21 protein-coding genes, 1 tRNA gene and 1 riboswitch are annotated in these 23,945 nt (G+C 47.9%); of the genes, 17 read left to right on the top strand and 5 right to left on the bottom strand.

The window, feature by feature from the left end:
- Positions 1-203 precede the first annotated feature (203 nt).
- Positions 204-279, bottom strand: a tRNA-Asn gene (locus tag AAA946_RS11140).
- Between the two features lie 487 nt (positions 280-766).
- Here AAA946_RS11140 and uvrB point away from each other — a divergent pair.
- From uvrB to AAA946_RS11125, 3 genes are all read left to right on the top strand, one after another.
- On the top strand, positions 767-2,797 hold the full coding sequence (gene uvrB / locus AAA946_RS11135; RefSeq protein ID WP_338164919.1) for an excinuclease ABC subunit UvrB: 2,031 nt from the start codon (positions 767-769) through the stop codon (positions 2,795-2,797).
- Positions 2,798-2,943: 146 nt separating this feature from the next.
- The gene (gene luxO, locus AAA946_RS11130) at positions 2,944-4,341 is read left to right on the top strand and encodes a quorum-sensing sigma-54 dependent transcriptional regulator LuxO (protein ID WP_338164918.1); all 1,398 of its coding nucleotides are present in this window, start codon (positions 2,944-2,946) and stop codon (positions 4,339-4,341) included.
- Complete coding sequence (locus tag AAA946_RS11125; protein ID WP_338164917.1) at positions 4,338-4,688, top strand: Hpt domain-containing protein; 351 nt, start codon at positions 4,338-4,340, stop codon at positions 4,686-4,688. Before luxO ends, AAA946_RS11125 begins: the two co-directional genes overlap by 4 nt.
- A 75-nt stretch (positions 4,689-4,763) precedes the next feature.
- On the opposite strand, the gene AAA946_RS11120 is transcribed toward AAA946_RS11125, so the two are convergent.
- Positions 4,764-6,365, bottom strand: coding sequence for a long-chain fatty acid--CoA ligase (locus AAA946_RS11120; protein ID WP_338164916.1), 1,602 nt, complete (start codon positions 6,363-6,365; stop codon positions 4,764-4,766).
- Positions 6,366-6,587: 222 nt separating this feature from the next.
- Positions 6,588-7,475 carry a YvcK family protein gene (locus tag AAA946_RS11115; RefSeq protein WP_338164915.1) on the bottom strand — a complete coding sequence of 296 codons (888 nt, stop codon included), beginning with the start codon at positions 7,473-7,475 and terminating at the stop codon, positions 6,588-6,590.
- Positions 7,476-7,644: 169 nt separating this feature from the next.
- A riboswitch (molybdenum cofactor riboswitch) is annotated at positions 7,645-7,809 on the top strand.
- On the opposite strand from AAA946_RS11115, the gene moaA reads away from it, so the two are divergent.
- The 5 genes from moaA to moaE all read left to right on the top strand — a co-directional run bounded on the left by moaA (position 7,798) and on the right by moaE (position 10,541).
- Positions 7,798-8,787 carry a GTP 3',8-cyclase MoaA gene (moaA, locus tag AAA946_RS11110; RefSeq protein ID WP_338164914.1) on the top strand — a complete coding sequence of 330 codons (990 nt, stop codon included), beginning with the start codon at positions 7,798-7,800 and terminating at the stop codon, positions 8,785-8,787. Its footprint overlaps the riboswitch before it by 12 nt.
- A 47-nt stretch (positions 8,788-8,834) precedes the next feature.
- Complete coding sequence (moaB, locus tag AAA946_RS11105; RefSeq protein ID WP_338164913.1) at positions 8,835-9,347, top strand: molybdenum cofactor biosynthesis protein B; 513 nt, start codon at positions 8,835-8,837, stop codon at positions 9,345-9,347.
- A 15-nt stretch (positions 9,348-9,362) separates the two neighbouring features.
- Positions 9,363-9,842 carry a cyclic pyranopterin monophosphate synthase MoaC gene (moaC, locus tag AAA946_RS11100; RefSeq protein WP_042502300.1) on the top strand — a complete coding sequence of 160 codons (480 nt, stop codon included), beginning with the start codon at positions 9,363-9,365 and terminating at the stop codon, positions 9,840-9,842.
- On the top strand, positions 9,839-10,084 hold the full coding sequence (moaD, locus tag AAA946_RS11095; RefSeq protein WP_338164912.1) for a molybdopterin synthase sulfur carrier subunit: 246 nt from the start codon (positions 9,839-9,841) through the stop codon (positions 10,082-10,084). The genes moaC and moaD overlap by 4 nt, the downstream gene beginning before the upstream one ends.
- 1 nt (position 10,085) lies before the next feature.
- Positions 10,086-10,541 (top strand): molybdopterin synthase catalytic subunit MoaE, encoded by a 456-nt coding sequence (gene moaE, locus AAA946_RS11090; RefSeq protein ID WP_338164911.1) that lies wholly within the window; start codon positions 10,086-10,088, stop codon positions 10,539-10,541.
- 56 nt (positions 10,542-10,597) lie between these two features.
- Here moaE and AAA946_RS11085 read toward each other — a convergent pair whose 3' ends face one another.
- Positions 10,598-11,416 (bottom strand): Cof-type HAD-IIB family hydrolase, encoded by an 819-nt coding sequence (locus AAA946_RS11085; RefSeq protein WP_338164910.1) that lies wholly within the window; start codon positions 11,414-11,416, stop codon positions 10,598-10,600.
- A 349-nt stretch (positions 11,417-11,765) separates the two neighbouring features.
- Here AAA946_RS11085 and AAA946_RS11080 point away from each other — a divergent pair, with 349 nt between their 5' ends.
- The 9 genes from AAA946_RS11080 to nirD all read left to right on the top strand — a co-directional run bounded on the left by AAA946_RS11080 (position 11,766) and on the right by nirD (position 23,440).
- Entirely contained in the window at positions 11,766-14,444 is a 2,679-nt protein-coding gene (locus tag AAA946_RS11080; RefSeq protein WP_338164909.1) for a nitrate reductase, read from the top strand.
- A gap of 27 nt (positions 14,445-14,471) precedes the next feature.
- Positions 14,472-15,329, top strand: a complete 858-nt coding sequence (gene cobA, locus AAA946_RS11075) for a uroporphyrinogen-III C-methyltransferase (protein WP_338164908.1) — start codon at positions 14,472-14,474, stop codon at positions 15,327-15,329.
- 69 nt (positions 15,330-15,398) lie between these two features.
- Positions 15,399-16,379 carry a glycosyl transferase family protein gene (locus AAA946_RS11070; protein ID WP_338164907.1) on the top strand — a complete coding sequence of 327 codons (981 nt, stop codon included), beginning with the start codon at positions 15,399-15,401 and terminating at the stop codon, positions 16,377-16,379.
- Positions 16,380-16,388: 9 nt separating this feature from the next.
- Positions 16,389-16,961: an ANTAR domain-containing response regulator gene (locus tag AAA946_RS11065; protein WP_338164906.1), complete on the top strand. Its 573-nt coding sequence runs from the start codon at positions 16,389-16,391 to the stop codon at positions 16,959-16,961.
- Positions 16,962-17,260: 299 nt separating this feature from the next.
- Entirely contained in the window at positions 17,261-18,661 is a 1,401-nt protein-coding gene (locus AAA946_RS11060; RefSeq protein ID WP_338164905.1) for a CmpA/NrtA family ABC transporter substrate-binding protein, read from the top strand.
- A 63-nt stretch (positions 18,662-18,724) separates the two neighbouring features.
- Complete coding sequence (locus AAA946_RS11055; RefSeq protein ID WP_338164904.1) at positions 18,725-19,693, top strand: ABC transporter permease; 969 nt, start codon at positions 18,725-18,727, stop codon at positions 19,691-19,693.
- 71 nt (positions 19,694-19,764) lie between these two features.
- Positions 19,765-20,604 (top strand): ABC transporter ATP-binding protein, encoded by an 840-nt coding sequence (locus AAA946_RS11050; RefSeq protein ID WP_338165823.1) that lies wholly within the window; start codon positions 19,765-19,767, stop codon positions 20,602-20,604.
- Between the two features lie 11 nt (positions 20,605-20,615).
- Positions 20,616-23,111 (top strand): nitrite reductase large subunit NirB, encoded by a 2,496-nt coding sequence (gene nirB / locus AAA946_RS11045; protein ID WP_338164903.1) that lies wholly within the window; start codon positions 20,616-20,618, stop codon positions 23,109-23,111.
- A gap of 2 nt (positions 23,112-23,113) precedes the next feature.
- A complete protein-coding gene (gene nirD / locus AAA946_RS11040) occupies positions 23,114-23,440 on the top strand; it encodes a nitrite reductase small subunit NirD (RefSeq protein ID WP_338164902.1) in 327 nt (108 codons plus the stop codon).
- A gap of 29 nt (positions 23,441-23,469) precedes the next feature.
- Here the strand turns inward: nirD and AAA946_RS11035 are convergent, their stop codons facing one another.
- The gene (locus AAA946_RS11035) at positions 23,470-23,727 is read right to left on the bottom strand and encodes a hypothetical protein (RefSeq protein WP_338164901.1); all 258 of its coding nucleotides are present in this window, start codon (positions 23,725-23,727) and stop codon (positions 23,470-23,472) included.
- Positions 23,728-23,945: the final 218 nt, after the last annotated feature.

Genomic DNA, 23,945 nt, shown 5'->3' with positions numbered 1-23,945 from the left:
AGGCAAGAAGAGTATTAATGGAAAAAAATTTGTGAGACGCAGATACGAAAAAGCCGCGTCTTACGACACGGCTTTCTCTAGAATTTGGCTCCCCCTGCGGGACTCGGATGCGGGCGGCGAGCTCTGCGGCATAAAATCCTGCAAGGATTTCTGTCGCTCAGATACGAGAAAGCCGCGTCTAATGACACGGCTTTTTCTGAATTTGGCTCCCCCTGCGGGACTCGAACCTGCGACATACGGATTAACAGTCCGCCGTTCTACCAACTGAACTAAGGGGGAATTGCTTTAAGCGGGGCGAATCTTAGCTACCCTAGATGTATGAGTCAATGGTTTTTTTGAAAATTTACTGCAAAAAAAATTTCAAAAATTTCTTTACTTTTCTGAGAGCCTTATCGCTCATAAGGTTGTTTTACTTATCCACCAAATTTGTGGATAAATGTGTTAATTGTACGGTAGAGATTGTTGAATTGAGTAATTACTCATTTTTAAGGGTGTGTATAACTGAGTGGTAAGTCAATTAAAGCATTGATTAAATGATGGTCTTTATTTGTGCTTCTTGATGTGTCAAAAGTGAGAATAATATTAGTAACAGAGCTGGAAAGGTTGATTGGGGAAAAGCCGTGGATGGTTTGATAAGCGGAAGGCAATAGAAGATTTTGCAAGGGTGCACACAATAGCAAATTGCTCGTACAAAGGCGAGCTTTCGGTTGCAAATTAGTGGCGCTAGCGCTCAAATAGTAGGGTTGCAGATAAGGAACATAAACAGATGGCAAAACAGTTCGAATTGGTTTCCGATTATCAACCGTCGGGAGATCAACCCACCGCGATTACGCAGTTAGTCGATGGTTTGGATTCAGGCCTCGCTCACCAGACATTGCTCGGGGTAACCGGATCGGGTAAAACCTTCACGTTGGCAAACGTTATTGCCCAAGCACAAAGACCCGCAATTTTATTGGCGCCAAACAAAACGTTGGCGGCGCAGTTGTATGGCGAGATGAAAGCATTTTTTCCCAATAATGCGGTTGAGTATTTTGTCTCTTATTACGATTACTACCAGCCAGAGGCGTACGTGCCGACCACGGATACGTTTATCGAAAAAGACGCGTCAGTGAATGCTCACATTGAGCAAATGCGTTTATCGGCCACTAAAGCGCTGTTAGAAAGAAAAGATGCCATTATTGTTGCGTCTGTTTCTGCCATCTATGGTTTGGGTGATCCAGACTCGTATTTAAAAATGATGTTGCACGTCACTCGAGGTGCGGTGATTGACCAGCGTGACATCTTGCTTCGATTAGCTGAACTGCAATATTCACGTAATGATGTCGCCTTCGAGCGCGGTCAATTTAGAGTGCGCGGCGAAGTGATTGATATCTTCCCTGCTGAATCTGATCAAGAGGCGGTCCGCCTTGAAATGTTTGATGATGAGATTGACTGCATCAGTCTTTTCGACCCACTGACGGGAGTGATCACTCAGCGCGATATCGCCCGCTATACCATCTATCCGAAAACTCACTACGTCACGCCACGAGAACGTATTCTAGATGCGATTGAGGAAATCAAAAAAGAGCTCGCCAGCCGTGCTACTTATCTCAAAGAAAATAACAAGTTACTTGAAGAGCAGCGTATTTCGCAGCGTACGCAGTTTGATATTGAGATGATGAACGAGCTGGGCTTTTGTTCAGGCATCGAGAACTACTCCCGTTACTTGAGTGGTCGTAAGGAGGGCGAGCCGCCTCCGACACTGTTCGACTATTTGCCGCCTGATGGCCTGCTAATCATTGATGAATCACACGTGACCGTGCCGCAAATAGGCGCGATGTATAAAGGTGACCGCTCTCGAAAAGAGACGCTGGTGGAGTTTGGTTTCCGCTTGCCTTCCGCATTGGACAACCGTCCAATGAAGTTTGAAGAGTTTGAGATGATTTCGCCGCAAACCATCTTTGTCTCGGCAACCCCAAGCGCTTATGAACTAGAGAAGTCGAATGGTGATGTGGCCGACCAAGTAGTGCGTCCGACCGGCCTTCTGGATCCGGAAATTGAAGTGCGTCCTGTTGCCACACAGGTGGATGACTTGCTCTCTGAAGCCAAAGCTCGCGCGGCCATTGATGAGCGCGTATTGGTGACGACGCTGACGAAACGTATGGCGGAGGATTTGACCGAATATCTTAACGAGCATGGCGTGAAGGTGCGCTACTTGCACTCAGATATCGACACCGTTGAGCGTACTGAGATCATTCGTGATTTACGTTTAGGTGAGTTTGATGTGCTGGTGGGAATTAACTTGCTTCGAGAGGGTTTGGATATGCCAGAAGTTTCGTTGGTGGCCATCCTTGATGCTGACAAAGAAGGTTTCCTTCGCTCGGAGCGCTCTTTGATTCAGACCATTGGACGTGCTGCACGAAACATCAAAGGCAAAGCGATTCTGTACGGTGACACCATCACTAAATCGATGCAAAAGGCTATCGATGAAACCACGCGTCGCCGCGAAAAACAACATGCCTACAACGAGAAGATGGGCATGGTGCCTACTGCACTTAAACGCAACATCAAAGACATCATGGAAATTGGTGGTGCAGTGAAAAGCGGTAAGCCGAAAAAAGGCAAACAAGTCCCCCTTTCCAAGGTGGCCGAGCCTTCACAAGCTTATGTGGCCTTGTCCTCACAAGATCTTGAGAAGCAAATTCTGAAACTTGAAGGGGAAATGTACCAACACGCCCAGAACCTAGAATTTGAGTTGGCTGCCGAAAAACGTGATGAAATAGAGAAACTTAGACAACACTTCATCGCAAATAGTTAACAAGCCTTGAGCAGTCTGGTAGGCTGCTCAAGCTTTAAACAGCAAAATAAAAATGGTTTTTCTTAGTCAATAATTGCAAAATGCGAATATGCTTATAGAGTAACCACATAAAGCAAACATAATAAAACAACAGTTAGCTAGGATTTATGCAACCTTTATTCGACGAGCCGAAGTCTCGCTACCTCCTGATGGTAGAAGATACGGCCTCCGTTGCTGCATTGTATCGCTCGTATCTTTCTCCATTGGGGATCGACATCAATATCGTGGGTAATGGCCGCGATGCGTTACAAAGCTTACAGCACCGGACGCCTGATCTCATACTTCTTGATCTGCGTCTTCCCGACATGACGGGAATGGATGTGTTGGATGCGGTGAAACAGTCTCATCCCGATGTGCCTATCATCTTCATGACGGCGCACGGCTCCATTGATATCGCGGTTGACGCGATGCAACATGGCGCGCAAGACTTTTTGATCAAGCCTTGTGAGGCCGACCGTCTGCGCGTCACTGTGACCAATGCCATTCGCAAAGCCTCCAAACTACGCGATGAAATAAATGATACCGGCAGCCCAAGTTACCAAGGCTTTATCGGCAGCAGTCAGCCGATGCAAGCCGTGTATCGCACTATCGACTCCGCCGCGTCCAGTAAAGCGAGTATCTTTATTACCGGTGAAAGTGGTACCGGTAAAGAGGTATGTGCCGAAGCGATTCATGCCGCGAGTAAGCGAGGCGATAAACCGTTTATAGCGATTAACTGCGCCGCGATCCCGAAAGATCTGATTGAAAGTGAACTGTTTGGTCACGTCAAAGGTGCCTTTACGGGCGCTGCGGTTGATAGACAGGGGGCGGCAGAGCTTGCTGATGGCGGGACGCTGTTTCTTGATGAGCTGTGCGAGATGGATCTCGAACTGCAAACTAAGCTGCTGCGTTTTATTCAAACCGGTACGTTCCAAAAAGTGGGCTCGTCACGGATGAAGAAAGTGGATGTGCGCTTTGTGTGTGCGACTAACCGCGATCCATGGAAAGAGGTGCAAGAAGGGCGGTTTAGGGAAGACTTGTACTACCGTTTGTACGTCATTCCACTGCATTTGCCGCCGCTTCGCGACCGTGAAGAAGACGTGATTGAAATTGCTTATTCTCTATTGGGCTTTATGTCCCACGAGGAAGGTAAAAGTTTCGTGCGTTTCGCTCAGGATGTGATAGAGCGATTCATTCATTATGAGTGGCCGGGTAATGTGCGTCAGCTACAAAATGTGCTGCGCAACGTAGTAGTATTGAATCACGGTAAAGAAATCACCTTAGATATGTTGCCGCCACCGTTGAATGAGCCAATGGTTGTTGCTAAACCCACGGCATCGATCGCGGTCTCGTCATTTGGCCCTCAAGATATCGTGCCGCTGTGGCAGACTGAGAGACGTACGATTGAACAAGCGATTGAAGCTTGTGACGGTAACATCCCACAGGCCGCTAAGTTTTTGGATGTAAGTCCATCGACCATTTACCGAAAAATTCAAGCATGGAACGCGAGTGAGACCAAAGCATGACGTTTATGAATCAAGAGCGAGTTGAACAGCTTACCAGTGAGATTGGAGTCGCTAACATTCCGATCTTACTCGGGATTTTTACCGGCGAGCTGGTTACCTATCAAACTCAACTTAGTGAAGGTCCGTTGGCGGAGAAAATGGAGCAGTTGGCTGAGATATGTCATGCCTTAAAGAGCAGTGCCGCCAGTTTTGGTGCAGAGCCTTTGTGCCAGTTAGCCATCCAAATTGATACCAAGTCGAAACAGAATGATTTGACCGAAGATCAAGCGCTGATTGATCAGGTTTTAGACTTACTTGCTAACACTCATACAACTTATATGCGCTACTTGGATGCGTTAGAGCAATAAGAAGTGGATACCAGACACAGTAAAAATGCAGCCTACAGGCTGCATTTTTTTATCGCTGGTGTGGAAGAAACAGCTTTAGAGGTGCAATTTTCTTAACTCTTTTTTATCCACTTTGCCGACACTGGTTTTGGCAATACTATCGACAAACTTGATCTTCATAAGCAGCGCCTCTCTGGCGAGAATCCCCTTGCTAATAAAGCCTTTGGCGAAGCTAACGAGCGCTTTATCTGTTACGGAGTGATCGGCTTTGAGTGTGACCAGCGCCAGTGGTACTTCACCCCATTTGTCGTGAGGCATACCAATGACAGCGGCCTCAGAGACGGCTTTGTGCTGATGGAGTATATCTTCGAGCTCGAGTGAGCTGACCCATTCACCGGAGATTTTAATCATATCTTTGACGCGGTCGGTGATCTTGATGAACCCTTCTGGGTCGATAGTAGCGACATCACCAGTATGTAAGTAACCACCACGCCACAGAGCTTTCGAGTTTTTATTGTCTTTGTAGTAACTCGGTGTCAACCAAGGTGCTCGAACCACAATTTCGCCCGTAGTCTCACCATCATGAGGGAGAGGAGCCATTTGTTCGTCGACGATTTCCACATCGACCATCGCGACTTTTTTCCCTGTTTTAGCTCGATATTCAGCTTGCTTGTCCATGTCTAAGTCAAGGTGCTCAGGTGTGAGCTGGACTATCGAAAGAATCGGTCCGGTTTCACTCATGCCATACCCAGCGAAGACGTCGATATCACGCGCTAATGCTGACTGGCAGAGTGCCTTAGGCAATGCTGCTCCCCCAATGACAACTTTCCAGCCAGCGAGATCCACCGATGACGACTTCGGTGCGTTAAGCAACAAATGCAAAATGGTCGGAACGCAGTGAGAGAACGTCACCTTTTCTTGCTCAATCAGCCCAAGCAGTACATCGGGAATGTACTTACCGGGGTACACTTGTTTGATGCCAAGCATGGTTGCCATATAAGGCAGTCCCCAAGCATGAACATGGAACATTGGCGTAATAGGCATGTAAATGTCGCCCTGATGAAGCCGGCCTTGAACGGCATTGGTGCCGAGTGAGCTTAAAATACCTAAGGTGTGGAGCACCAATTGACGATGGGTAAAGAACACTCCTTTAGGTAGGCCAGTAGTGCCCGTAGTGTAGAAGGTCGTCGCTACGGTATTCTCATCAAAGTCAGGAAAGTCAAACTCGGTAGGTTGCGCTGCTAACAGCGTTTCGTATTCACAATCGCCCTCATCGCGCAGAACGACGTAGTCATTAATGGTATCAATGCGCCCTTTGATTTGATCCAAAATAGGTAAAAACTCTTCATGGATGAGCAGTACATCATCTTCCGCATGGTCGATGGTGTAGAGAATTTGCTCTGGTGAGAGGCGTACGTTGATCATATGCAGTTTGGCACCAATCATTGGGATGGCAAAGTAGCATTCTAGGTAGCGATGGGAGTCGTAATCCATCACGGCGACAGTGTCACCTTTATTAACCCCCATCGCGGTTAACGCATTGGCTAGTTGACGCACACGATCATGAAAGGTTTGATAGCTGTGGCGACGATAGTTGGCGTAAACAATTTCTTGGTCTGGGTCAAAGGCAACGGGGGAGAAAAGTAAGTTTTTGATCAGCAATTGATAATTGGATGGGTCATTCACGTACTGGTTCATGTCGATACTTCGCTATTTTGATTTTTGTGATGCTAGAGTGAGGCATTCATGGCAGCGCAACAATTTGCTTGGTTAGCAATTGTTAACTAAGTAGGGTTTTTATCAGAATAGCAGTGAGGAAGTGTGAGTGAATACTTACCTTGTATACAAAAGAGCCCCAAACTAGGTCTAAGTGACTGAGTGTGAGGCTCTTTGTTGTGAAGTATGTGTATTATCACAAGGTCATTGAAGTAGTGATTCAATCGCTTCTTTGAGTTTATTCCTATCGTGACGCCAGTCTCGATTCGGGGAAGCCAGTGGTTGCGTCATACAATTCCAGCGTGAACAAATATCAGGGTGTGCCTGCTCACCTAAAATGACATCAAGTTTTCTGCCTTGTAAGGCGCGTTCACACCAAAGCAGCTTCTGTTCCAATGTCATTCGTCCAGCCGGACCATATTCTGGAGACAGGTTCTCAACAAATACCACCTTAGCTTTGGTATTGCTATTGATGGCTTGGCTAAGGTCTGCAAGCAATAGTGGTGGCATGATACTGGTTAAAAAGCTTCCAGGACCAAGCACAATGCAGTCTGCTTGATGAATGGCGTCGACCGCTTCTTTGGTCGCCGGTACCACGGGTTCTAAATCAAGACGCTGCAGATCTTGTTCCATTTCATCGACCGAGGTTTCGCCTGTTACCCATTTTCCTTCTATCGAAAGAGCTTTGAGATCGGATGGGTGTTCGGACATCGGAATGATGTTCACGTCGACTTTGAGTAGGTCTCTGATTAGTTCAATAGCATCAAGCGGGCGCACAGATAGGTTGTCCAGTGCAGTAAGCATAAGGTTACCTAAATTGTGACCATTGAGATCACCGGTGCCTTTGAAACGGTACTCAAACATCATTGAACCGATGGATGGATCCGTAATCAGCTGATTAATGCAGTTGCGAGTATCGCCCCAAGCAATACCACCTTGGCATTCACGAATGCGGCCAGTGGAGCCGCCATTATCAGTGGTCGCAACAATGCCTGTGGCATTGGAGCCAAACTCTTTTAGCGCAGCCAACATACGCCCTAAGCCGTGACCACCACCGATCGCCACGATTTTTTTTGATGAATAGTTGCTCATCTTATTCTACTTTTGTGTTACTTCGTCGTCGTAACATAGGGTAAATTGTTCATTTGCGATACTCAACTATAATAAAAATGACGAATAGATAAGGTTTTTTGATTACAAAGCTGGAAAACCCTGTCGTTATTGAGTATTTTACTCTCACGCTGTTAGGGACTCATGTCGCTAACTGCCATAACTCCGAGCTCACGACGCTAAGTCTTTTTCGAACCCATCCTGTTGGTAACGTTAATTAAGATAAGCGTGTTGAGCCAGTGACAAGAGGTCACAAGGGCATGATTGGAAATGATCACGCCTCCCGTGTTTGGAAAGGTGTTCCGTGGCGCAACAATTCGAAGATAAATTCCATCGCAAGTTCTATTACTTGCGCTTGTCGGTTACAGACGTCTGTAATTTCCGATGTACATATTGCCTCCCTGATGGCTACAAACCGCCTGGTCAAAAAAGACCGGCCTTTTTAACGCTGCCTGAAATTAAGCGTGTTGTCACTGCATTCGCAGATTGTGGCACGTCAAAGGTGCGTATTACTGGTGGTGAGCCAAGCCTTAGGAAGGATTTCCCTCAGATCATTGAAACGGTCGCTAATACTCCTGGCATCAGCAAAGTGGCTACGACAACCAATGGTTATCGTATGGCAAAGCAAGTTGATACATGGCAGCGAGCGGGTTTGACTCATATTAACGTCAGCGTTGATAGCCTTGACCCTCGTATGTTCCACCAAATCACGGGTGAGAATAAGTTTACTGAGGTGATGGCGGGTATCGACCGCGCGTTTGAGATCGGCTACGAGCAGGTCAAAGTCAATGTGGTGTTGATGAAAGATCTCAACGCTAAAGAGCTGCCGTCGTTCCTCAATTGGATCAAAGATCGTCCTATCCAACTTAGGTTTATCGAACTGATGCAAACCGGTGAAATGGACGAGCTGTTTCAAAATCATCATGTCTCAGGTGTGGACATTCGCAATCAACTCATCGCTAACGGTTGGATACTTAAAGCGCGTCAAAACAACGATGGCCCAGCTCAAGTATTCGTGCATGCCGATTATAAAGGTGAGATTGGCTTGATCATGCCATACGAGAAAAACTTCTGCGAAAGTTGTAACCGCTTGCGTGTCTCTGCAATGGGTAAGCTGCACTTATGCTTGTTTGGCGAGCATGGTGTCGAGCTGCGAGACTTACTGCAAGAGGATGCTCAGGAGCAGGCGCTTATTGAGCGCATTCAAGCACAATTACAGACCAAGTCGGTCAGTCACTTCCTACACGATGGCAATTCAGGAATGACGCCTCACTTGGCATCCATCGGCGGCTAATTCGCGTCGCCGATTTTAATGTTTACAGTTTTTATAGGGTGAAAATCATGGGTCACGCAGAGAGCAAATTTGTGCCTGCGAATATCGCAGTGCTAACCGTTTCAGATACACGTACAGAAGAGAACGACACATCGGGTCGCTACCTCGCAGAAAACCTGCAAGAAGCAGGACACACGCTAGCAGACAAGAAAATCGTTATTGATGATATCTACCAAATCCGTGCTGTAGTATCACAGTGGATTGCGGACGAAAGCGTTCAAGCAGTAATGATTACTGGTGGCACGGGCTTTACCTCTCGTGATAGCACGCCAGAAGCGCTGGTTCCTCTTTTCGATAAGCAAGTGGAAGGCTTTGGTGAGCTATTCCGCGCGGTATCTTACGAAGAAATTGGTACCTCGACGATCCAATCTCGTGCAATTGCTGGTTTTGCTAATCACACAGTGATCTTCGCGATGCCTGGTTCAACAGGTGCGTGTCGCACGGGTTGGACGAAAATCATTAAGCAGCAGCTCGATGCAAGTCATCGCCCTTGTAACTTTATGCCCCACCTAACTAAGTAAGTGTCGGGGTTAGCCATGTCGGAATTTACACATATTAATGCCTCGGGCGAGGCCAATATGGTTGATGTGTCAGCCAAGGCTGAAACGGTTCGCGAAGCGCGCGCTGAAGCGTTTGTGCATATGGCACCGGAAACGCTTAAGATGATCACGTCTGGCAACCATCACAAAGGAGATGTGTTTGCCACTGCGCGTATTGCAGGTATTCAAGCCGCGAAGAAAACTTGGGATCTGATCCCGCTATGTCATCCGCTACTGCTTTCTAAAGTGGAAGTGCAGCTAGAAGCGCTAGAAAGTGAAAACAAAGTACGCATCGAATCCGTGTGTAAGCTTGCAGGTAAAACGGGCGTAGAAATGGAGGCGCTAACCGCTGCCTCTGTGGCGGCGTTGACGATTTATGACATGTGCAAAGCGGTACAAAAAGACATGGTGATCGACAGCGTGCGATTGCTGGAAAAAACCGGCGGCAAGTCAGGTCACTTTAAGGTGGAATCATGATCAAAGTATTGTTTTTTGCTCAAACACGCGAGCTAGTTGGTGTTGACGCACTTGAAGTTGATGCCAGCTTTGACACGGTAGAGGCCATCCGTGCTCATCTTGCAAAGCAAGAAGGTAAATGGGATTTGGCTCTCGATTCAGGCAAGCTGCTGGCAGCGGTGAACCAAGACATTGTGCCGTTGACGGCCACGGTCAGTGATGGCGATGAAGTGGCGTTTTTCCCTCCGGTAACTGGGGGCTGATATGACGATTCGAGTATCGGTTCAGCAGCAAGATTTTTCCGTCGGTGCTGAGTATGACGCATTAGCGCAAGGCAGTGCATCGGGTGCGATTGTAACGTTTACGGGCAAAGTGCGTGATATGAACTTGGGCGACGATGTGCAAGGCATGTCGCTTGAGCACTATCCGGGAATGACCGAGCGTGCATTAGAGAAAATCTGCAACGAAGCGGAGACGAGATGGATGCTAAACGGGATCCGAGTTATTCACCGTGTGGGTGATCTTGATGCGGGTGACCAAATTGTGTTTGTTGGCGTTTCCAGTGCCCATCGAGGCGCAGCCTTTGAGGCATGTGAGTTCATAATGGACTACTTGAAGACCAAAGCACCGTTTTGGAAAAAAGAGCGTACTACCGAGTCAACTCGCTGGGTTGAGTCTCGTGAGTCTGACACACAGGCCGCTGAGCGCTGGCAAAAATAACAAGAGCATGCCTAGGCATGCTCTTTTTTTATATAGCGAACCCTATTTTCTGACGTTTATTCAGCAACAGAAAGTTCAGCATCAAGAAATGCGTTGACCGCTTTAATCACACCATCTTCTGTGTTGCTCGGTGCAGAGAAGCGAGCAAGCTCTTTGACGCCAGGATGGGCGTTTTCCATTGCGTATGAGTAATAACTTTCCTTCAGCATTTCAGCATCATTAAAGTAGTCCCCAAAACTCATGGTTTGTTCAAAGGTAAAGCCGAGCGTATTTTGAAGGTGGCGAATGGCGCTGCCTTTTGATGCGACTTTGTTCATCACATCGAGCCAAATTTTAGCGCTAACGACAACCTGAAAATCTTCGCCAAAAGCGGGACGGATAACGGGATCAATGTGAGCTTCCGAGCCGTCAAAGTGCAGTAAAGCAATTTTAATAAACTCATCATCGACTGCGAGTAAGTCATCTACATATTGGCAGCGGTGATAGTACTTACTGATTTCTTCTAGTGCTTTGGGATCTTGCGTTTCAATGTAAGCACTCTTTTTACCACACAGTACAATATAGCCACCAGAGATGGTACGAGCCTGGCGAATGATACTAGGTACTGAAGCAGGGTCTAGATCGCAGCTATACAGCTCTTTATCTTGATGCATGACCACGGTGCCATTTTCAGCAATGAACAACATCTCATCTTGAAAGTCAGCGAAAGTATCGCGCAAGCTATAATATTGGCGCCCAGAGGCTGCAGCAAATAGGATGCCTTGAGACTTTAGCCTTTGAAATAATTCGGGAAATTGGGCAGGGAGCTGGCCTTGCTCGTCCAACAAGGTCCCATCCATGTCGGTTGCGATGAATTTGATTTTTGAAGCTGTCATAGTTGAACGCGAACTCTTTGAGAAAAGTTAGAGTTTAACGCTCATGATGCGGTAACGGAAGTAGATTACTGGCAGTTACCCATACAAATAATGTGTAATCCCGCCCACTAATTGTGCGTTTCCCCATTCTGGTGCACCTCAAAATCCCTGGCTTAATGTAAGATATTGAAAAATAGACGTAAAATAGTTGGAACTAATCTTGCTGATAGTATTTTATAGGCAGTGCCATGTCTCATGAACAAGGCAGATGACCGTGAACAATAACTAACTCGTCAATGGCAAAGGCGCCTCTTCTTGAAATAAGAAGGGGCGCTTTTTTTATCGATGTCGCCAGGCTTAAGGAGAAGCTATGAAGCCGAGAAGTGTCAAAACAACCTGTCCTTATTGTGGTGTGGGCTGCGGCCTAGTGGCCAAATGTGTCAGCCAACCGAAACAAGCCTCCACGAACGGCGACTATTCGCACCCAGCAAATATGGGGGCACTGTGCATTAAAGGGTCCTCTTTAGATCAAAGCCATACAGGACCTGCAAGGCTGCTCTATCCCCAAATTAACGGCAAACAAGCGTCATGGACGGAAGCGATCGACACTATCGCCACCCGGTTTTATGACATTCAACAGCAACATGGCAGTGATGCACTATCCATGTATGTGTCGGGACAGCTACTGACCGAAGATTACTACGTTGCTAATAAGCTTATGAAAGGCTTTATTGGCAGCGCTAATATTGATACCAACTCTCGCTTGTGTATGTCTTCGGCTGTTGCTTCTCACGTTCGCGCGTTTGGTGAAGATGTGGTGCCTGTGAATTACCAAGATCTTGAACTGGCAGAAATGATTGTGCTGGTTGGTTCGAATGCGGCATGGACGCATCCAATCGTGTTTCGTCGAATTCAACAGGCAAGAGAGTCAAACCCGAATCTAAAACTGGTGGTCATCGATCCTCGTAACACGATGACAGCGGAACAGGCCGACCTACATCTCCCCCTTGTTAGCGATAGTGATGTAGCGCTGTTTATGGGGCTCGCGCGGTATTGCGATGACACGAACCAGTTGGATAGTCGCTACATCGACCAGCACACGCAGGGCGCTGACGCACTGATGAAAGCATTGAAGCAAACGTCTTGTTCTCTCGATGCCGTTGTGGAGCAAACTCACGTCGACAGAACAAGGCTCAAGCAGTTTTATCATTGGTTTGCGACCAAAAAGCGTGTGATCACGCTGTATTGTCAAGGGGTGAATCAAGCACCAAATGGTACTGACAAAGGCAATGCGATTATCAACGCACACTTGCTAACGGGCAAGATTGGTCGTGAAGGCTGCGGGCCATTTTCAATCACCGGTCAGCCGAATGCGATGGGGGGACGTGAAGTTGGAGGGCTTGCTAATCAACTTGCTGTGCATCGCGGGTTTGATCCTCAATCAATCGAGCAAGTTCAAGCGGTATGGCAGGCGCCGAATATGGCCACCAAGCCCGGATTAAAGGCGGTAGATTTATTTGATGCCATCGAGCGCGGTGAAGTTAAGGCGGTATGGATCATGGCGACCAACCCGGTGATTTCTTTGCCTCAAAGTCAGAGAATTAAGCGCGCGCTTAAGCGTTGTGAGCTCGTCATTGTATCGGATATCTGCGCCGATTCAGACATCGCTCAGTACGCTGACATTTTATTGCCCGCTGCAGGGTGGGGAGAAAAGCAGGGCATGGTTACGAACTCAGAGCGCATGATGTCACGGCAGCGTGCGTTTTTACCCTTGCGAGGAGAAAGCAAACCGGATTGGTGGGCGGTCTCCAAAGTTGGCCAGGCGTTGTGCCGCTTAATGGGCGTGACAGATGGGTTTAGTTATCACAGTGAATACGACATTTTTAAAGAGCATATTGCGCTATCTGCGATTAATAAGAGTGCTCCCTATGTTTTTGACCTGAGTGCGCTCAGTTCGCTAAGCGAACAAGAGTACAACAATTGGCAGCCCACTCAGTGGCCGCTCAGTGGTGAGAGGCCGTTCTCGGATGGCTGTTTTGCAACGTCAACTGGACGCGCGAAGTTGATTGTTCCAGAGTCGAATCAGCAGGAGCTGCCACGTGGGCATCAGGAGTTTATTCTTAATACGGGTCGAGACCGCGACCAGTGGCATACGATGACGCGCACTGGATACGTCCCTGCGTTAACACAAAAAGAGGTTGAACCGACGCTTTACCTCAATCCACTATCCATTGAGCGAGCGGAGCTCAAAACCGAACAACTGGCCCAAGTGGCACTTGCTGATGGCAGCAACAGTATTGTTGCCCGCATCAAAGCCGACGACGGTTTAGGTATGGACAGTGTGTATTTGTCGATGCACTGGGCAGGCGAATTTGGCGCTGGCAGTGCCGTTAACCAAGTAACGCCATCTGTTGTTGACCCTATATCCGGCCAGCCAGCGTTCAAATCGGCCATAGTTAGTGTCACGCCGTACAGAATTGGCAGTTATATGGTTGCCATAGGCGAGGGTAGCGATAAGTTATCGGATATCGCTGATTTTGCATCGATGCAAGTGACGGACACTGGCGGAGCTGGACATCGTTTGTGGCGTTATGCCAGTCAGTCGGTGTTGAGCAAGCAAACTTGGAATGAGGCCACAATCACGGCACTAAAAGGCAAGCTTTTGATGATGGATACCGAGCATGGTTGGGTAACTCTGAGCTGCGCTGATGATGCTGGATTGACGGTAAAAAGCGTTATTCAAGTGGAGAGCAAAGCGTTTGATGCGGATGTTGAGCAGTTATCGCAACTGGTGGGACAGCCATTTTCGTTGGCAAAAACTCTCAAAGCCATTCAAACCGGCACGAGCAGTCAATTGGTGTGTAGCTGCTTTAGAGTGACGGAAAAGCAAATCATCGATGCTATCCAAAACCAACATCACACCAGTGTCGCTCAGCTTCAAAATCAGTTGAAATGTGGCAGCAATTGCGGCTCTTGTCTGCCGGAGGTAGAGAAGCTCGCCAATCAGCATTTTCAGCACTCTCAGCACATCGACGTGATAGTGAAATAATGCATCAGTTAACAAAGGAGTTGTAGGATGAATACTCAAAGGAATGAGCGTGCATACCGTCCGCATCAGCAACAAAATGTCGGTTTTATCGATGAGTTGCCACATAAATCAGCGCAAGGCTTTGTTTCAATAGTGGGTGCAGGACCGGGCGATCCAGACTTGTTGACGATGGCGGCGTACAAACGGATTAATGAGGCAGACATCGTGGTTTACGACCGTTTGGTCAGTCAACAGATTTTGGATTTAATTCCCAGCGATACATTAAAATTTTATGTTGGAAAACGTTGCGGTATGCCTAGCCTTAACCAAGAATCTATTAATGCAATCCTAAAAGACTGCGGTCATAAAGGTTATCGCGCAGTACGTTTAAAAGGTGGCGATCCATTTGTGTTTGGTCGAGGTGGAGAGGAAGCGTTGGCACTGAAAACGGCGGGCATTGAGTTTGAAGTGATCCCCGGTATTACCGCTGCGCTTGGCTGCTCTTCGAGTGCACTTATCCCACTCACGCATCGCAAAGTGGCTCGAAGTGTCACCTTTGTTACCGGAAATGTCGTGTCTGGAGCCTTGCCAGCATGGTCATCGCTGATTGCTCAAGGGCAAACATTAGTCTGTTACATGGGGCTGGAAAAAAGTCTCGATATTCAAAATGGTCTAATGCAAGCTGGGCTGAGTGCTTCTACGCCTGTTGCTATTATCGGTAAAGGTTGTAGCGCAGAAGAAGAAGTATATACTTTCGAGCTATCGCAACTGAATCAAATTGCTGAGCAGCTTCGCGGCTTGAGCCCGGCCTTGATGGTCATCGGTGAAGTGGTGTCGATTCGCCAGCAGCTTGTTGATATAGCAAAAGAATATACCCCAGACGAACGATTAGTTTCGTCGCTTTGATGTTCCGGCTCATTGATGTCACCCCTTTAGATGTCGAGGTCGGGAAAGTCACATTAAGTAGGAGAAGATGTGTCGTTAATTCAAGAATGTATTCGCACGGTTGGTCGTGGTTCACGAGGTCGAGGTCCGCTGACGCAAACTCAGGCACGTGAAGTTATGGCCGCGTTTATGAATGGTGAGGTCGGTGATGACCAAATGGCTATGCTGATGATGCTCATTCGCGTAAGAGATGAAACGCCAGAGGAGATTGCAGGCTTTGTGCAGGCGCTGAAATCTTCATCAGAGAGTTTTGCTGATCTCGATTGGCCATTGTATGCAGGAAAACGCACTGGCCAAACGTCAGGCTTACCGTGGCACTTAATCGCGGCCAAGATATTGGCGGACAGCGGCGTGAAAATCTTGCTCCATGGTGATTTGGATAAAATGCATAACCGCTTGCACGCGAGAGACTTTTTAAATCAGCTCAATATCAACACCGCAAGCAGTCTTGCGGATGCGCAGCAACAACTTGATCAGTTCAACATCGCTTATTTACCCCTAGAGAGTTTTCTGCCACAAGTTAAGACCATGCTCGATTGGAAACATCGTTATGGACTCAGAACCCCCGTGAATACCGTCGCTCGCGCTTTGAATCCAGCGAATGCGCCGTTTGCACTGCGCGGCAGTTTCCACCCAGGCTTCCAAGAGTTACACGCGAAAGTCGAATCTCTGGTACACCTACCCACGGCACAAACTCAGCGAACGGTCTCTTTTAAAGGTCAGTCGGGTGAGACTGAATATAACCCCAAAGTAAGTCAAACCATCTGGTGGGCAGAAAACGGTAAGGTGAGCTCGAGTTACATTGAAGAGAGCATGACCCAGCAACGTGAGATTTCTTGTCCGCTGGGCACGCCTGAGGATGAGCAAGAGCTGATGGCCAATACCGTGATTAGTACGATGACGGTGGCGCTGTTTACCTTGTCAGCAGATTGGAACAAGGCACAAACCAAAGCCCAGCAACTTTGGCATACATATTGCGATGGACTAACGAGTGAAGGAACACTATGTTAGGGAAAACGTATGCCAAAAACACCAGTCTTAGTTTGTTGCGATTCAATCGCCGAACAGGCGCATATAAGCGCTAGGCTCGCCAAAGACTTCGATAAAATCATGGGCTGCCAGCTATCACTGCTGGAGTCCATGCTTGAAAAAGAACCCACAGCCACTCTTGTCATTTCTTGGCAGCAACCTTGTGCCGAATTGTCGCTGATCATTGACGTTGCTAAGCAGCTGAAGCGTCCCCTTTTAGTCATCTTAAAGCAGCTTAATGATAGTGATATCAACCGCTTACCGGTGAGTAATGATTATGTTCTGCTACCTCATGACTCCCAATTCGAACTGAGTGCGTGGGTGGTTCACGCCAGACAAGTGCGCGAGAAATCCATTCAAGATGACCAAAAAATCGCCGCGCTGAATCTTAAACTCGAAGAGAGAAAAGTGATAGAGAAAGCGAAAGGCTTGTTGATGAAGCACCACCAACTTGATGAACAGACGGCGTTTTCTGCGCTTCGAAAATCAGCTATGCAGTCGAGTTTATCGCTTGCCCAAGTGGCAAAGAACCTGATCAACACCTTAGAATCCATCCATCTCTGATTACCACTTTAGGGTTAATGATAATTCATTCAATTGGTGCAGGGTGCACACTGGAGAAGCAAAAAACGGTTAGGATAGAGGTTTCAATTAATTAAGTGTCTAATTTTAAAGGGGAAATGAAAGTTGGCACGCAAATTGGATTATTAATACTAACTACAATACCCCCGCCCCTAAGTGGGCAGCTCCTGAACTCATCAACGGCGGTGAATGAAAGGTTGGCGACGGCGTTACTGCTTATATCTAGCAGTAGCGCCTTTTTTTTTGGAAAAAATTTTTAAGCATCACACGGAGATAGTGTTATGAAAAAATGGACGCAACGAGCAAACAAAGTGGGTAAGACGTTTCACCGCGTCAGCACCGCGACTATTGCAACGGCAACGCTACTAGTTGGCACATCGGCTTGGGCTGAGTTGGGTGAGCCGGAAATTGAAGAGCTCAAGTTTGGCTTTATCAAACTGACCGATATGGCACCACTGGCGGTCGCTTACGAAAAGGGCTTTTTCGAAGATGAAGGTCTCTATGTCACCTTGGAAGCACAAGCGAACTGGAAAGTACTGCTAGATCGCGTCATCGACGGCGAGCTAGACGGTGCGCATATGCTGGCTGGTCAGCCTCTGGGAGCGACGATCGGTATCGGTACCAAGGCGGAGGTCATTACCGCATTCAGTATGGATTTAAATGGTAACGCCATCACCGTTTCCAATAACACGTGGGATGCGATGAAGCAGCACATTCCAAAGCAGGCCGATGGCAAACCCGTTCATCCAATTAAGGCAGATGCGTTAAAGCCAGTGGTTGAGGGATATCTTGATGAAGGTAAGCCGTTCAACATGGGTATGGTGTTCCCAGTTTCAACTCACAACTATGAGCTGCGCTACTGGTTGGCAGCCGGGGGAATTCATCCAGGTTACTACGCACCGAAATCAGGTGATAACAGCGGCCAAGTTAATGCCGATGTTCTGCTCAGCGTGACACCTCCTCCTCAAATGCCAGCGACGATGGAAGCGGGCACGATTGAAGGTTATTGCGTAGGCGAACCGTGGAACCAGCAAGCGGTGTTTAAGGGTATTGGTGTTCCTGTGGTTACAGACTACGAGATTTGGAAAAACAATCCTGAGAAAGTATTTGGTGTGTCGAAGTCTTGGGCTGAAGAAAACCCAAATACCCATATCCGCGTGGTGAAAGCGCTTATCCGCGCCGCCCATTGGTTGGATGAAAACAACAATGCCAACCGTCAAGAAGCGGTGAAGATGCTCTCGAAAAGTGCCTACGTTGGCGCAGATGCAGAGGTTATTGCCAACAGCATGACGGGTACGTTTGAGTATGAGAAAGGTGATAAGCGTGATGTGCCTGACTTTAACGTGTTCTTCCGTCATAACGCCACTTACCCATATTACAGTGATGCGATTTGGTACCTAACTCAGATGCGTCGTTGGGGACAGATTGCAGACTCGCAAGATGACCAATGGTACATGGATATCGCGAAAGAAGTGTACCGCCCAGATATCTATCAACAAGCGGCTGAGGCCTTGGTAGAAGATGGCGTGCTAACGTCGAAAGACTTCCCTGATTTCAACAATGAAGATGGTTTCCGCGCCCCACAAACTCACTTTATCGACAACATCGTTTATGACGGTACTAAGCCGAACGAGTACCTGAAAAAATTCTCTATCGGTCTGAAAGGTAACGACAAAGTGTAGACGTAAGCGTCATATCACGAACGTTAAAGCGAGTAAGCCAAGAAAAGCTAAGGAGTATAGGTGATGGCAACGAACGTAATTTCACTTAAGCCAAGCCGCGACATGGTGGTGAACCGCAGCCGAGTGCTGCTGTTCCCCCTCATTGGGATTTTGTGTTTCCTAATGATGTGGCATTTGGCAGCAAAACAGGTAGAGACGTCTTTAGGTACCTTACCAGGTCCAGTTCAGACGTTTGCACAATTCAAAAACCTAGCTGCAGAACATGTTGAGGAGCGTGATAAGGCGGTAGCCTTTATCGAGCGTCAAGAAAAGCGCAATGCAGCCAAACTGGCGAAAAATCCGGACGCGAAAGTGAAGATCCGCCCTTACACAGGGAAACCAACTTTCTTTGACCAGATTGGTACTTCACTTATTACTGTGGCGGGCGGATTTATCTTGGCCTCAGTGATCGCCATTCCACTTGGGATTGTGCTCGGTCTTAATCAAGGCGTGTATCAGGCATTTAACCCAATCATTCAACTACTAAAACCGGTGTCACCTTTGGCTTGGCTGCCTATCGTGACCATGGTGGTGAGTGCGACATATGTGAGCGACGACCCTTTGTTTGCGAAATCTTTTGTCAACTCATTGATTACCGTTGCCCTGTGTAGCCTATGGCCAACACTCATCAATACCGCTGTTGGTGTCACTAGCGTGGATAAAGATCTTCTTAACGTGAGTAAGGTGTTGAAGCTCTCTTGGTGGCAGCATATTCGCACCATTGTATTGCCTTCTGCGATTCCTATGATTTTCACAGGTCTTCGACTTTCTCTAGGTATTGCTTGGATGGTGTTGATTGCCGCAGAAATGCTGGCTCAAAACCCAGGGCTTGGCAAATTCGTCTGGGATGAGTTCCAAAATGGTAGCTCAGCGTCACTCGGTCGCATCATGGTCGCGGTGATCACCATCGGCTTTATCGGTCTATTGCTTGATCGCGGCATGTTGCTGCTGCAAAAGCATTTTTCTTGGAACAAACAGCAATCGCTCCGCTAACTAGGCCCTGTTGTCACTCTGCTCTCATTGAGAAGAAATGACGCCTTGATTATCGAATAAGGAAGTTAATGATGTCGAAACCTTTACTTGACCTGACCCAGCTAGGAATGCGGTTCCCCACGCCACAAGGGGAGTTTGTGGCACTCAAGAATGTCGATTTACAGATCCAAAAAGGGGAATTTATCTCGCTAATTGGTCACTCAGGCTGCGGTAAGTCCACGGTACTGAACTTGGTCGCGGGTCTGCATTTCCCCACCGACGGAGGTGTGATTGTCGATGGCCGTGAAGTCGATGGTCCTGGTCCTGAGCGAGCGGTTGTGTTCCAAAATCACTCATTACTGCCTTGGCTTTCGGTGTATGAAAACATCGAGCTTGCAGTAAAGCAGGTCGCGAAGGGCAAAGATAAAGCCTGGGTGAAAGAGCAGGTTCACCATTATCTCGACCTGGTTGAAATGGCTCATGCGGCCGACAAGAGGCCAGATGAAATTTCTGGCGGTATGAAGCAACGCGTTGGTATTGCCCGCGCCCTAGCGTTAAAACCAAAAGTTCTGTTGATGGATGAACCGTTTGGCGCACTCGATGCACTGACGCGCGCCAAGCTGCAAGATGCGCTAATGGCGATTCAAGCGGAGCTCAACAATACCGTCATTATGATCACTCACGATGTGGATGAAGCCGTGCTTCTCTCCGACAAGATAGTGATGATGACGAATGGACCGGCAGCGACGATTGGTGAAGTGTTAGATATCGATCTGGAACGACCTAGAAATCGCGTCGCGATGGCCGACAATCCGCAATATCAGAAATACCGTCAAGCCGTATTGACCTTCCTGTATGAGAAGCAAGCCAAAAACGAGTTGTCAGCAACGGCAGAAATCAGCAAGCAGCAAGACGCGAAGAAAAGCGCATAGGGAGACGAGATATGGAACATATCGTTGTAGTCGGTAACGGCATGGTTGGGCACCATTTCATCGCTCATCTCATTAGCCTTCAGGGACATTTAAATTATCAAATTACGGTGATTGGTGAGGAGCGTTATGCGGCCTATGACCGTGTTCAGCTCTCATCGTTATTTTCGGGTAACTCGCATGATTCTCTGATGCTTGGGGATGAAGAGTGGTACAAAAAATACGGCGTTGAGTTGGTATTAGGAAGTCGAGTCACCAGCATTGATAAACAGAGCAAGCGCATCACTCTCGATGATGAGGATATTCTAGGCTATGACCACTTGGTTTTGGCGACGGGCTCTTATCCGTTCGTACCACCGATTGAAGGAAAAGATCGCGATAACGTGTTTGTATACCGAACGTTGGACGATCTTTCTGCGATTCGTAAAGCGTGTGAGGGGGCAAAAACGGGCGCGGTCATCGGCGGCGGTTTGTTGGGACTTGAAGCGGCTAATGCCTTAAAGCTCCTCGGGCTTGAAACTCACGTTGTGGAGTTTGCACCAAGATTAATGCCAGTACAGCTTGATGATGGTGCTGGTGGACTTTTGAAGAACAAAATTGAAGATCTCGGGCTAACGGTTCACACCTCAACCGGTACCGATAAGATCTGTGATGGTGAAACCGCGTATCACCGTATGGTGTTTAAAGATGTTGAACCATTGGATGTAGACGTAGTGGTATTTTCCGCCGGTATTCGTCCCCAAGACGCACTCGCAAGAGAGGCGGGTTTAGATATTGGTGAGCGTGGCGGCATCGTGATTAACGATCATTGCCAAACCAGTGATGAAGCTATTTACGCTATCGGTGAATGTGCGCTTTGGCAAAATCGTATCTTTGGCTTGGTGGCACCCGGTTATGCCATGGCGCGCGCAGTCGCAGACCAGCTTATGGGTAAAGCGGCGACGTTTGAAGGTGCCGACATGAGCACCAAACTCAAGCTACTAGGGGTCGATGTCGCTTCCATCGGTGATGCGCAAATGCAAACGCCTGGGGCAAAAGAGATGGTGTTGCAAGATACCGCGCAAGGCACTTATAAAAAGCTTATCGTCGATGAGAGCAGTAGCCGTTTGCTCGGCGCGATCCTGGTTGGAGACACCACCGATTACGATTTGCTCTTGCAAGCGTATCTCAATGAGAAAACTCTACCCGAGCATCCAGCAGAGCTGCTGTTTGATACCAGTTCATTGTCTGGTGGTGCAAGCGCCTCAACCATGATCTGTTCTTGTCACAATGTAACCCGCGGGGATTTGGTCGAAGCCATTCATGCTGGCGCTCATGATCTTGCGACGTTAAAAGACGAAACCAAGGCTGGAACCGGCTGTGGTGGCTGCGCCAACATGGTGAAAAGCGTTCTTGATGAAGAGCTGGTGGCGATGGGGCAAGAGGTTAATAACCATCTTTGCGAACACTTCGAATTTTCAAGACAGGAGCTGTTCCACATCTGCCAAGTGGATTCCATTAAGAGCTTCGATGAACTGATTGAAAAGCACGGTAAGGGTAAAGGCTGTGACATTTGTAAGCCTACAGCGGCTTCTGTGTTTGCCTCTCTGTGGAATGAGCATGTGTTGGAAGGCTCACATCGTGGATTGCAAGACTCGAACGATCTGTTTCTTGCGAACTTACAAAAAGATGGCTCTTATTCCGTCGTGCCACGTGTCCCCGGTGGTGAAATTACTCCTGAAAAACTGATTGTACTGGGTGAGGTGGCGAAGAAGTTCGATCTCTACACCAAGATTACCGGTGGTCAGCGAGTGGACTTGTTTGGTGCTCAGGTGGAGCAACTTCCAGAAATTTGGGACACGTTGATCTCCGCAGGCTTTGAAACTGGCCACGCTTACGGTAAGTCGCTGCGCACAGTGAAATCGTGTGTGGGTTCGACGTGGTGTCGTTATGGCGTCGACGATTCAGTGGGTCTCGCTATCGACCTTGAAAATCGCTACAAGGGCCTTCGAGCTCCCCATAAGATTAAGTTTGCGGTGTCAGGTTGTACCCGTGAATGTGCTGAGGCGCAAAGTAAAGATATTGGTGTGATTGCCACCGAAAATGGTTGGAACTTATACGTATGTGGCAATGGCGGGATGCGCCCACGCCATGCGGATTTACTCGCATCTGATCTAACCACAGAAGAGTTGGTCACTTTGATCGACAGAGTGTTGATGTTCTACGTTAAGACGGGCGAACGTCTGCAGCGTACGTCGGTTTGGATGGAAAGCTTAGAGGGCGGGCTAGATTACCTGAAACAAGTGGTGATTGACGACTCTTTAGGCATTAACACGCAGCTTGAAACTCAAATGCAGCACATTGTTGATACCTACCAATGTGAATGGAAAACCGCCGTCGAGTCAGAAGAAAAACGCGCGACGTTTATGCCTTTTATTAACAGTGACCAGCAAAGTAAAGATCTTGGCTACCAGCGCGTTCGAGGTCAAAGGATCCCTGTGACTATCGTTGACCCGCAACTGGAGGATTAATCATGTGGAATAAGATTTGTGACGTGGCTGACTTGACCCCTTATCAAGGCCGAGGTGCATTGGTTGGCGATGCGCAACTTGCGCTGTTTTACTTGCCAGAGACAGAGCAAGGTGTGTTTGCGATTGATAACTGGGATCCGATTGGTGAAGCCTTTGTGTTGAGTCGCGGGATTGTCGGTGATATCGGCGGACGCGATTGCGTGGCGTCGCCCCTGTACAAGCAGCACTTCGAACTCAGCTCTGGTGTATGTATTGAGGAGCCAAAAATCAGCGTGAAAACTTGGCAAGTGGAAGTGCGTGGTGAGGAAGTGTGGGTGATGTCAGCGTAAGCGATGACCCAGTAACGATGAGGGTGAGACTATTTCACCCTCATAAGCTGGTGAGTGGTTTCACCTAACTCAACAACGAGCACTTGAGAGCGCCTCATTGTCTCGACTTTGTCGAGCATGTTTTGAGAGTAGCCACGGCTTTTCATCCAAGATAACGGGCTTGAAAACTGATCTTCATTGACCACAAAGGATTGGTCTTTAAGAAACGATTCTGAGATGTGAACCACCCAGATGCGCGAGCGAAATTCAACAGCATCGGATAAGGATTGAAGCAGCTTTTTAAACATGATGGCGCCGGTAACGGAAAATCTAATTCACGGGATTGTTACAAAATTCTTATCGATAAGATAGGCAAAATCGAAAAAACCGTCTTACGCTTAGAAATATCAATGCAGTGGAATCAAGGAGTTTCCGCTGTGATAGGAATTCACTATCGATAGTATCGATAAGTCCCATTTCTACCTTGTGATGGATTGCACCAAAATGAACGTACAAGTTTTAGATA

Source organism: Vibrio sp. 10N (assembly GCF_036245475.1).
GTDB lineage: Bacteria > Pseudomonadota > Gammaproteobacteria > Enterobacterales > Vibrionaceae > Vibrio.
This window is presented reverse-complemented; position numbering and strand designations above follow the sequence as displayed.

Coding starts and splice junctions, on each gene's coding strand:
- uvrB (WP_338164919.1), top strand. CDS start 767: ATGGCAAAACAGTTCGAATTGGTTTCCGATTATCAACCGTCGGGAGAT.
- luxO (WP_338164918.1), top strand. CDS start 2,944: ATGCAACCTTTATTCGACGAGCCGAAGTCTCGCTACCTCCTGATGGTA.
- AAA946_RS11125 (WP_338164917.1), top strand. CDS start 4,338: ATGACGTTTATGAATCAAGAGCGAGTTGAACAGCTTACCAGTGAGATT.
- AAA946_RS11120 (WP_338164916.1), bottom strand. CDS start 6,365: ATGAACCAGTACGTGAATGACCCATCCAATTATCAATTGCTGATCAAA.
- AAA946_RS11115 (WP_338164915.1), bottom strand. CDS start 7,475: ATGAGCAACTATTCATCAAAAAAAATCGTGGCGATCGGTGGTGGTCAC.
- moaB (WP_338164913.1), top strand. CDS start 8,835: ATGGGTCACGCAGAGAGCAAATTTGTGCCTGCGAATATCGCAGTGCTA.
- moaC (WP_042502300.1), top strand. CDS start 9,363: ATGTCGGAATTTACACATATTAATGCCTCGGGCGAGGCCAATATGGTT.
- moaD (WP_338164912.1), top strand. CDS start 9,839: ATGATCAAAGTATTGTTTTTTGCTCAAACACGCGAGCTAGTTGGTGTT.
- moaE (WP_338164911.1), top strand. CDS start 10,086: ATGACGATTCGAGTATCGGTTCAGCAGCAAGATTTTTCCGTCGGTGCT.
- AAA946_RS11085 (WP_338164910.1), bottom strand. CDS start 11,416: ATGACAGCTTCAAAAATCAAATTCATCGCAACCGACATGGATGGGACC.
- AAA946_RS11080 (WP_338164909.1), top strand. CDS start 11,766: ATGAAGCCGAGAAGTGTCAAAACAACCTGTCCTTATTGTGGTGTGGGC.
- cobA (WP_338164908.1), top strand. CDS start 14,472: ATGAATACTCAAAGGAATGAGCGTGCATACCGTCCGCATCAGCAACAA.
- AAA946_RS11065 (WP_338164906.1), top strand. CDS start 16,389: ATGCCAAAAACACCAGTCTTAGTTTGTTGCGATTCAATCGCCGAACAG.
- AAA946_RS11060 (WP_338164905.1), top strand. CDS start 17,261: ATGAAAAAATGGACGCAACGAGCAAACAAAGTGGGTAAGACGTTTCAC.
- AAA946_RS11055 (WP_338164904.1), top strand. CDS start 18,725: ATGGCAACGAACGTAATTTCACTTAAGCCAAGCCGCGACATGGTGGTG.
- AAA946_RS11050 (WP_338165823.1), top strand. CDS start 19,765: ATGTCGAAACCTTTACTTGACCTGACCCAGCTAGGAATGCGGTTCCCC.
- nirB (WP_338164903.1), top strand. CDS start 20,616: ATGGAACATATCGTTGTAGTCGGTAACGGCATGGTTGGGCACCATTTC.
- nirD (WP_338164902.1), top strand. CDS start 23,114: ATGTGGAATAAGATTTGTGACGTGGCTGACTTGACCCCTTATCAAGGC.
- AAA946_RS11035 (WP_338164901.1), bottom strand. CDS start 23,727: ATGTTTAAAAAGCTGCTTCAATCCTTATCCGATGCTGTTGAATTTCGC.